This is a genomic window from Arthrobacter sp. JCM 19049 (assembly GCF_001310435.1).
The window spans coordinates 1-8,409 of record NZ_BAXF01000069.1; the positions used below are offsets into that span (position 1 = coordinate 1).

General features: G+C 64.1%; 10 protein-coding genes and 2 tRNA genes. 8 read left to right on the top strand and 4 right to left on the bottom strand.

Annotation, left to right across the window (positions count from 1 at the left end):
* The 4 genes from JCM19049_RS05380 to JCM19049_RS05390 form a co-directional block, all read left to right on the top strand.
* Positions 1-1,863: ATP-dependent DNA helicase RecQ (locus JCM19049_RS05380; protein WP_054821050.1), on the top strand; the 1,863-nt coding region annotated here is incomplete at its 5' end.
* A gap of 30 nt (positions 1,864-1,893) precedes the next feature.
* Positions 1,894-2,667 carry a hypothetical protein gene (locus JCM19049_RS18820; protein WP_279402526.1) on the top strand — a complete coding sequence of 258 codons (774 nt, stop codon included), beginning with the start codon at positions 1,894-1,896 and terminating at the stop codon, positions 2,665-2,667.
* A 40-nt stretch (positions 2,668-2,707) separates the two neighbouring features.
* Positions 2,708-2,917, top strand: a complete 210-nt coding sequence (locus JCM19049_RS18825) for a hypothetical protein (RefSeq protein WP_279402527.1) — start codon at positions 2,708-2,710, stop codon at positions 2,915-2,917.
* Positions 2,918-3,072: 155 nt separating this feature from the next.
* Positions 3,073-3,264, top strand: coding sequence for a CsbD family protein (locus tag JCM19049_RS05390; RefSeq protein ID WP_054821052.1), 192 nt, complete (start codon positions 3,073-3,075; stop codon positions 3,262-3,264).
* 257 nt (positions 3,265-3,521) lie between these two features.
* On the opposite strand, the gene JCM19049_RS05395 is transcribed toward JCM19049_RS05390, so the two are convergent.
* The 3 genes from JCM19049_RS05395 to JCM19049_RS18830 form a co-directional block, all read right to left on the bottom strand.
* Positions 3,522-3,613 (bottom strand) — tRNA-Ser (locus JCM19049_RS05395).
* A gap of 64 nt (positions 3,614-3,677) precedes the next feature.
* Positions 3,678-5,213, bottom strand: a complete 1,536-nt coding sequence (locus JCM19049_RS05400; RefSeq protein WP_279402528.1) for a prolyl oligopeptidase family serine peptidase — start codon at positions 5,211-5,213, stop codon at positions 3,678-3,680.
* Positions 5,214-5,348: 135 nt separating this feature from the next.
* Positions 5,349-5,771: a hypothetical protein gene (locus tag JCM19049_RS18830; protein WP_279402529.1), complete on the bottom strand. Its 423-nt coding sequence runs from the start codon at positions 5,769-5,771 to the stop codon at positions 5,349-5,351.
* A 38-nt stretch (positions 5,772-5,809) separates the two neighbouring features.
* Between JCM19049_RS18830 and JCM19049_RS05405 the strand changes: the two genes are divergently transcribed.
* The 3 genes from JCM19049_RS05405 to JCM19049_RS05415 are packed head-to-tail and all read left to right on the top strand — an operon-like array spanning position 5,810 to position 7,949.
* On the top strand, positions 5,810-7,012 hold the full coding sequence (locus JCM19049_RS05405) for an FAD/NAD(P)-binding protein (RefSeq protein WP_054821053.1): 1,203 nt from the start codon (positions 5,810-5,812) through the stop codon (positions 7,010-7,012).
* Positions 6,973-7,461 carry a hypothetical protein gene (locus JCM19049_RS05410; RefSeq protein WP_279402530.1) on the top strand — a complete coding sequence of 163 codons (489 nt, stop codon included), beginning with the start codon at positions 6,973-6,975 and terminating at the stop codon, positions 7,459-7,461. Before JCM19049_RS05405 ends, JCM19049_RS05410 begins: the two co-directional genes overlap by 40 nt.
* A complete protein-coding gene (locus tag JCM19049_RS05415; protein WP_279402531.1) occupies positions 7,416-7,949 on the top strand; it encodes a hypothetical protein in 534 nt (177 codons plus the stop codon). Before JCM19049_RS05410 ends, JCM19049_RS05415 begins: the two co-directional genes overlap by 46 nt.
* A 28-nt stretch (positions 7,950-7,977) precedes the next feature.
* Here JCM19049_RS05415 and JCM19049_RS05420 read toward each other — a convergent pair.
* Positions 7,978-8,065: transfer RNA gene (locus JCM19049_RS05420), tRNA-Ser, on the bottom strand.
* 62 nt (positions 8,066-8,127) lie between these two features.
* Here JCM19049_RS05420 and JCM19049_RS05425 point away from each other — a divergent pair.
* The coding region (locus JCM19049_RS05425; RefSeq protein WP_279402532.1) for an alcohol dehydrogenase catalytic domain-containing protein at positions 8,128-8,409 on the top strand (282 nt) is incomplete at its 3' end.

Here is an 8,409-nt window from a genome sequence, read left to right on the forward strand (position 1 = left end):
CGCGACCAGGTCGCCGCCGCGGAGCGGGCCGGGGTGCGTGCCGCGGCGATCAACTCGGCCAACGTCCTGGAATGGCGTGAAATCCTGGACCAGCTGCAGCGTGACGAGCTGGACGTGCTGCTGGTCTCCCCGGAGCGGCTGAACAACCCCTCCTTCCGTGAACACCAGTTGCCGGTGCTGATCCAGCGCATGGGCCTGTTGGTGATCGACGAGGCGCACTGCATCTCCGACTGGGGGCATGACTTCCGCCCGGACTACCGTCGCATCCGGGACCTGATTTCCCGTCTGCCGCAGGGGCTGCCGGTGTTGGCCACCACCGCCACCGCCAACTCGCGCGTGGTGCAGGACGTGGCCGAGCAGCTGGCGGTGGGCGGTCAGGAGGTGTTTACGCTGCGCGGGACCCTGGCCCGCGATTCGCTGCGCCTTGGAGTGCTCAAGCTCGCCTCCCCGCGCATGCGCCTGGCCTGGCTGCTGAGCCACATTGAGGACTTCCAGGGCTCAGGGATCATCTACACGCTCACCGTCTCGGCGGCCGAGGACATTGCCCGGATGCTGCGCGAAGCCGGGTACGAGGTCGCGGCCTACACCGGGCGCACGGACCTGGAGCAGCGCGAGCGGCTGGAGGCGGCGCTGAAGGCCAATCAGGTCAAGGCGCTGGTGGCCACCAGCGCGCTGGGCATGGGCTTTGACAAGCCGGACCTGGGCTTCGTGATCCACGTGGGCGCGCCCAGTTCCCCGGTGGCCTACTACCAGCAGGTGGGCCGCGCCGGACGCGGCAGCATCAACGCGGACGTGCTGCTGCTGCCCGGGGTGGAGGACGCCGAGATCTGGGAGTACTTCGCCACCAGCTCGATGCCCGACGAACAGCGGGCCGGCAGGTGCTCTCCACGCTGGCCGCGGCCGATGGCCCATGAGTGTGCTGGCCCTGGAAAGCGCCGTAAACCTGCGACGCACCCCGCTGGAGCTGCTGCTGAAGGTACTGGCCGTGGACGGGGGGTGGAAAGGGTGGCTGGCGGCTGGATGCGCACCGACATGCCCTGGTCCTATGACGCCGAACGCTACCGCCGGGTCGCCCAGAGCCGGGTGCATGAACAGAACCTGATGAAGGACTATGAGAACACCACCGGCTGCCGGATGGAGTTCTTGACCCGCACCCTGGATGACCCGCAGTCCGAACCGTGCGGACGGTGCGACCGCTGCGCCGGGCCCTGGTATGACGATCACATCCCGGACAACGCGAAGGATTCCGCGCAGGCGGCCCTGGGCCGCGTAGGGGTGCCGATCGAACCCCGTAAGGCCTACCCGTCCGGGATGGACCGGCTGGGGCACTCGCTCAAGGGCAAGATCCCGGTTGACGAACAGGTCCAGGAGGGCCGGGCCCTGGCCAGGCTGACCGACCTGGGCTGGGGCAACCGGCTGCGCCAACTGTTCGCCGACCCCACCGACGCACCAATCAATGACGCCCTGCTGCAGGCCTGCGTGAAGGTGCTGGCCGAATGGGACTGGCAGACCCGGCCCGTCGGCGTGGTGGCGATGCCCTCACGGGCCCGTCCCCAGCTGGTTGGCTCCCTGGCCTACCGCCTGGCCGAACTGGGCCAGCTGCGCTACCTGGGCCAGCTGCAGTACCGCACCGCCCCGGCCGAGGGGGGAGCCGGAGGCAACTCGGCGTTCCGGGTGGCCGAGGTGGCCGATGCCTTTGACATTCCCGCGGACATGGAGGCCCTGCTCTCCTCGGCGCCGGGACCGGTGCTGTTGGTCGATGACCTGTGCGATTCGCGCTGGTCACTGGCGATGGCGGGCCGTGCCTTGCTGATTGCGGGAGCTCCCGGTGTATTGCCTTTCACTTTGGGCATAGCCGGGTGAACGGGCAGGGAAAGGAAGTACGCTGGAAGCATGGAAATCCTCATCTGGCTCGTCGTGGTCATCTTTGTCCTGGTAGCGGGGTTCTTCTGGCTGCAGTCCGTGCGCAAGCGCAATATGGAGCAGATCTCCCAGTCGGTTAGCCGTGAAGCTGCCCAGGCCGCCGCGGCCAAGCTGGATGAGGAATCACGCAAGTCGATCTACCGGGACCTGGCCAAGGGGGATGTCATGGCCGCGGTGCAGAAGTACCGTGCCAAGACCGGAGCCAGCGTAAAGGAATGCGTGATCGCCGTGCGCAGCCTTGACGCCTACCCGCAGGCCGGTGGCCCCGCATCGATTCCGGAGCTGGATGCCGAACCGCACCAGGATAGTTCGGATCTGCCCCGGCGGCGCGCGACGTGGCCGTGGCTGAAGCCCCCAAGGATGGAAGCGACCAGGACGCAAACGCCGAAGACTTGCCGGGTTCGAAGGAACCCGCCGCTGATTTGCCGGGTGATGACACCGGGGCGGGCATCGAGGTGCCGCGCACTGCGGATACCGGGGACATCCAGTCGCTGCCCGATGATGAAACTTGGGTGGTGCCCACCGAATGGAACGAAAAATTTGGATCGGATCGCACCCCCAGTTCCACTCATTTCAAGCTGGCCTACGAGGTGGATGGCGAACAGCATGAGTTCTCCAGCGAGAAGCTGCCGCCGAACGAGTACGACCAGCTCTTCTCGATGTTGCGCGACGGCGATACGGCCGGGGCAGCCCAGATCCTGCACGAGCACACCATGCTTCCGGTGGAGGATTTGGAGCGTATGATCGCCACTTCACCGATGGCCGGCGGAGAGGGCACCGGAACGTGGCCGACTTCCGTTTTGAGGGGCAGGGCCCGGACGGCCCGGTCTACTTTGACGCCGCGGACCTGCCGGAATCAGAACGCGAGGAGCTCTTTGACGCGATCGCGCGCACCGACCTGGAAAAGATGAGTTCCATCATCGTCAAGCACACCTCACTGCCCGCGGACATAGTCCAGAACATGCTCCGTTCCTTCGTCAAGCGTGAGGAATAGACGCGCATTCACGGTGGCAGATAACTTCTGGAACATCTTCTTGGAGTTTCATGTGAGTCACCGATTTCCGGTTGCAGGCCCATAGCGCCCTCACTAGCGTCGTACATATCAACGCACCGCACGGTGTGTGAGATCGCTACGGAAAGGGGAAGTACATGGGACTCGGAGATAAGATCAAGAACCAGGCCCAGGACCTCTCGGGCAAGGCCAAGGAAAAGCTCGGCGATGCGACTGATAACCAGGACATGCAGGCCGAGGGTCTGAAGGACCAGGCCGGCGCCAAGGCCAAGAAGGCCGGCGAAGAGGTCAAGGACGCGGCACACGACGTGAAGCGTGACCTGAAGTAAACCAGTATTAACTTTTGAACCGGTGGGGCCGGAGTCGACCAAGGGGTCGGTTCCGGCCCCACCGCTGTTTACCGGCGGAAATCGTCATAGATCTGCAGCGCATTCAACGGACGGGTAAAGCTGAACGAGAGTGAATGCCTGCTGCAGCCCAGCGTGCACTAGGAAAATCAAACCTGTCAGAGGCTTGAGACCTACCTCGCAGGATCTGTGAAATGCATCTTGGCAAACGAAAACCCCCTAGTTTACTAGGGGGTTTTTGGCGGACACGGGGGGATTTGAACCCCCGGTCGAGTTTAACCCCGACCCTTCATTAGCAGTGAAGTCCATTCGGCCGCTCTGGCACGTGTCCATCCGCTGTTTCCAGCTAAATAAAGCTTATCGAAATTGCTGGCTGGAAACAAAACGGCCGCACGCTACTGTATCGCACGCCATAGGAACTCGTAGCTGGTGGCCAACATGCGGGCGGTAGACGCATTGTCGGTGGAACCGGCATGACCTCCGTCTTCCGGCTCGTGGTAACGCGTGGAGGAGATCCCCTTCTCCAGCATGCGAGCTGCCATCTTGCGTGCCTGTACCGGGCCAACCCGGTCATCGGTCGTCGTCGTCCAGATCAGGGACTTCGGATAGTCTTGCTCCGGATGCGGCTGATCATCCAGCCGGTGCAGCGGTGAGAAGGTACGCACGTATTCCCATTGTTCCGGAATCTCCGGGTCTCCGTACTCGGCTATCCAGGAGTGGCCGGCCGAAAGCCGGGTGTAGCGCTTCATGTCCAGCAGGGGAACACCGCAGGAGATGGCGCCGAAGAGCTGGGGGTACCCGGTGATCATATTGCCCATGAGCAATCCGCCATTGGAACGGCCGGTCGCGGCAAGGTGCGAACGGCTGGTGACCTTTCGTGCCACCAAGTCCTCGGCAATGGCCGCAAAGTCTTCATACGCGCGGTGACGGTTCTGCTGCAAGGCCGCACGGTGCCACTTCGGGCCGTACTCGCCCCCGCCACGGATGTTGGTCAACACGTACACGGCGCGGCGTCCCTGCGCAGTGCGGCGATTCAACCATGCGGTGCCCAGGGACGGGCTGTAGCCCGGGGTGAGACTGACCTGGAACCCTCCATAGCCGTCCATCAGTACCGGGTTCTTTCCGTCCAGCACCAACTGCTCATCAGCGACCTGGAAATACGGCACCCGGGTGCCGTCCGCGGATACCGCGAAATGCTGGGTCACGCTCAATCCGGCGGAATCAAAGCGCTCCGGTGAGCGCTTGATGGCCTCGGCCTGCTCGCCAACTCGTCCGCGCAGCAAGGTGGTGGGCTGGGTGAAACCGGTGACGGTCATCCAGTAGTCCTCACCGGCCTGCTCATCCTCGTCATCCACGGCGCTGACCGACACGGAGAGGAAGTCACCCTGAACCGGCAGGGTACTGCTCGCAAACCCGGAATCCAGGTCGACAACCTGTACTTCGCTGGCCACATCCCGCAGGAGCGTGATCAGCAGGTGGCCTGCCGTGAAGGAGAAGGACTCAAGCGAGGTGTGCTCATCCGGGGTGAAGACCAGGGTGCCCGGATCGCCGGAATCAAGGAAGCTGGACAGTTCGGTGATGGCCAATGCTCCGGCCGGTACGACCGTGCCCTGCTGGTTCCAGTCGGTCTGTGGCGCGAAAAGCACCCATTGGCGGTGCAACAGAACCCGAACATCGGTGGGAACCTTGACGATCTGGTGGGTATCATCCCAAATCACCCCGGTCACCGAGTTGTAGAAGTCGATGGCGTCGGTGGTGACAATGCGTTCAAAACCCGGTGTCGAATCGAAATGTGCCCAGCCGCCCACGTGTTCCACGTCGACTTCGAAAATGGTCTCGGCCGCCGCCAGCTGCTGTCCGCGCTTCAACCGGCGTGTGCAGCGGGCGTAGGTGGAACGGGTCGTATCCTGTTCGTTGGTCGCGCTGGCCACCAAGATGGTGTCCTCATCCACAGGAGACCGAGGTCTTGGCCACCGGCAGCTCAAATCCGTCCGGCACGAACTCCAAGGATGCCAGGTCGAATTCCCGGATCATCACCTGGTCCCCGCCATCGGGGCTCATCCGGATCAGGCGCGTCGGTACGGCTCGCCCGCCCCGGGGCGCAGCAGCTGTGCGCCGGCGAAATGCCAGTCCTGTTCCTGATTCCGCGCGTAGTCGTCAAAGTCGATCAACACCTGCCATCGGGGGTCGGAGCTGCGGTAGGACTGCCAGTCGGTGCGCCGCCATACGCCCAAGCGGTGATCGGCGTCCCGCCAGAAGTTGTAGTAGTACTCGCCCCGCTTGGTGACCATGGGGATCTTGTCGGTGGCGTCCAGTACCTGCTGGATCCGTTGCGCGGTGGCCTCGAAGTTGGCGTCATAGAGCTCGCCTTCGGTGACGGCGTTCTGTTTCCGGACCCATTCAAGGGCCTTCTCGTCATGGATTCCCTCAAGCCAGTCAAGGGATTCGGTGTGATCAACGGGCGGTTGCTGGGTTGCGCTTCGGTCCATGTGCCCAGTCTAGGCCGGAAACAGAATAATCTTGGAGGGTGAGTACCCAACGAGATGACACCAAAGCAACGTTCGCAGTAGCCATTATTGGCGCCGGCCCCCGCGGCACCAGCACGGTCGAGCGCCTTGCCAGCATGGTGGCCAACACCGGCCGGCTGGCTGTGCAACTGCGTGTCATTGTGCTTGATGCCTACCGGCCAGGCTCTGGACATGTGTGGGACTCAAGCCAGTCACCCAATTTCTGGATGAATACGCCCGCTTCCTTTCCCACTGTCGCCCCTGACCGGCAGGACAGCGAACCGGGACTCAGCTTTGCCCAGTTCGTGCAGCGCCATGGGGACGGTGCCAACCTGAGCCAGGGGCAGCAAGCCGAACTGCAGAACACCTCATCGGGGACCTACCCCACCCGCGCCCTGTACGGCCGGTATCTTGAGCATGTCTACGACCGGTGCGCGGCGGTACTCACCGGGCACCCGGATGTTGACTACGAATTCATCCGCGGTGAAGTGGTGGCGGTGGATCCCCGCGAGGCCACCTACCGGGTGAGCTATGAAACCCCCGGGAGCGACCAGCGGCACGAGTTGCGGGCCGATGCGGTGGTGCTGGCCCTGGGGCACCAGGCAGCGGACCTGAACCCGCAGCAGAAGGTGCTGGCAGAGCAGGCCCAACAGGCCGGGGCCACCTATATTGGCCCGAGCATCCCGCTGGATGTGGACTACTCGAAGTTCTCCGCCGGCAAGCCCGCACTGCTGCGTGGGATGGGCCTGAACTTCTTCGACGCCATGGCCGAACTGACGATCGGCCGCGGAGGGCAGTTCCGTGAGGTTTCCCAGGTACCCGGCGAGCGCTTTGACTACCTGCCCTCCGGGAAGGAGCCGGTACTGGTTGCCGCTTCCCGGCGCGGCACCCCCTACTGGGGCAAACCCTTGACGGATCGGTTCATCCCCGAGGACATCACGCTGCATTACCTGCAGGCGGAGGAGCTGATGCAGCAGGTGGCCGAAGCCCGGGGAAACAACCCCGAGGCCACTTTGGTGTTCAGCCGGGACATCTGGCCGCTGCTGCATCGGGACATCCTCTGGGCCTATTACAGTCAGTGTGCACGGGAGCACGAGGCGCAGCTGCCCATCCCGGCCGAGCAGTTCCTCTCCCATGTGGCCGAAATCCTGGACGCCGAACACCACGAGGGACCCAGGTGTGGTTGGCTGCGCTGCGTGACTTCATCACCGGCTTCCCCATGATCCAGTGGCTGGATGTGCCGGGGCTGGCCCACCCCTTTGAGGAGATCGGCTTCCCCTCGCACGAGCACTACCAGCAGGCTGTGCGCCAGTACCTGCGGCATAACGCGCACTGCAGTGCGCGCGGCATGCAGGACCCGCTCTCCTGGGCGGTGCTGACGATGAACGCCGGACGGATGGTCGTCAAGGACCTGATCGCCCAGGGCTTGATAGACCAGCAGTCGAAGATCGAGGAAATCCAGGGACGCTTCGAACCGCTGGTGGAGGGAATGGCCTCCGGTCCTCCGTTGGAACGCATCGAACAGCTGTTGGCGCTTTCCCGTGCTGGACTCGTGTCCTTCGCTGGACCAGAACCGCGGTTTGAATTCGATGCGCTCGCCGGGGAATTCACCGTCTCATCCCCCTGGTGGATAGCGAGGGGTACACCGCCCGGCTGTTGTGCGAATCGATGATGCCAGCCAACCGCGTGTTGCAGAACAACACCCGGTTGATGCGACAGCTGCTGGGGGACCGGGTGGCCCGGGCCTTCCGCTGGCAGAACGCGGATGGGGAACTGATCCCCGGGTCGGGCTTCGACGTGGTCGGTGAGCCCTACCGGCTGGTGGCCGGTGACGGCACCGTGCACCGCGGCATCTTCGTGCTGGGGCTGCAGCTGTCCTCCGTGCAGTGGGGGACCGCGATTGCCGCGCAGTCCGGGGATGTGGAAGACCCGGCGGCGCGCACGCTGGGAGATGCGCACCTGGTGGTCAACGAGCTGGCACGCCTGAGCGGGCTGGGGATCTCCCACCTGTCACTGCGGCGCTCGCAGCAGGCGCCGAAGTCGGCGTGGGTGCCGGCCCGGACTACGACTAGCACCCAATCCCGGTCTTGTGCCGCCGGCGGCGCTGCCCACGCCCGGCCCGGGCGTGGGAACACAAAAACCCCTTGCCATTCCATGTAAGAAGGAAGGCAAGGGGTTTTTCCCTGTGCGGATGGTAAGAGATTCGAACTCTTGGTACGGGGTTACCGCACACTGGTTTTCAAGACCAGCTCCTTCGGCCGCTCGGACAACCATCCAACCGGAACGAGTATACGCTATCGGCAAGACCTGAAAGGAATCGTTGACTATGTCCCACACCATGCAGGCCTACATTTACTCACAGCCCGGGGGACCGGAAGTTCTGGAGAAAGTCGAACGCCGCAAACCGGTGCCGGGGGCCGGGGAAGTGCTGATCAAGGTCGCCGCCTTTGGCCTGAATCGTGCCGATGTGCAGCAGCGGATCGGGGTTTACCCGCCGCCCCCAGGCGCCAGCGACATCCCGGGCCTGGAGGTGGCCGGCACCATCGAGGCGCTGGGCCCCGACGTGGAACGCTGGGCCACCGGAGACCGGGTCGCCGCGCTGCTGGCCTCCGGAGCTACG

Excerpts from the sequence above, each read along its gene's own strand:
- JCM19049_RS18820 (WP_279402526.1), top strand. The coding sequence starts at position 1,894 with ATGGAAATCCTCATCTGGCTCGTCGTGGTCATCTTTGTCCTGGTAGCG.
- JCM19049_RS05390 (WP_054821052.1), top strand. The coding sequence starts at position 3,073 with ATGGGACTCGGAGATAAGATCAAGAACCAGGCCCAGGACCTCTCGGGC.
- JCM19049_RS18830 (WP_279402529.1), bottom strand. The coding sequence starts at position 5,771 with ATGGACCGAAGCGCAACCCAGCAACCGCCCGTTGATCACACCGAATCC.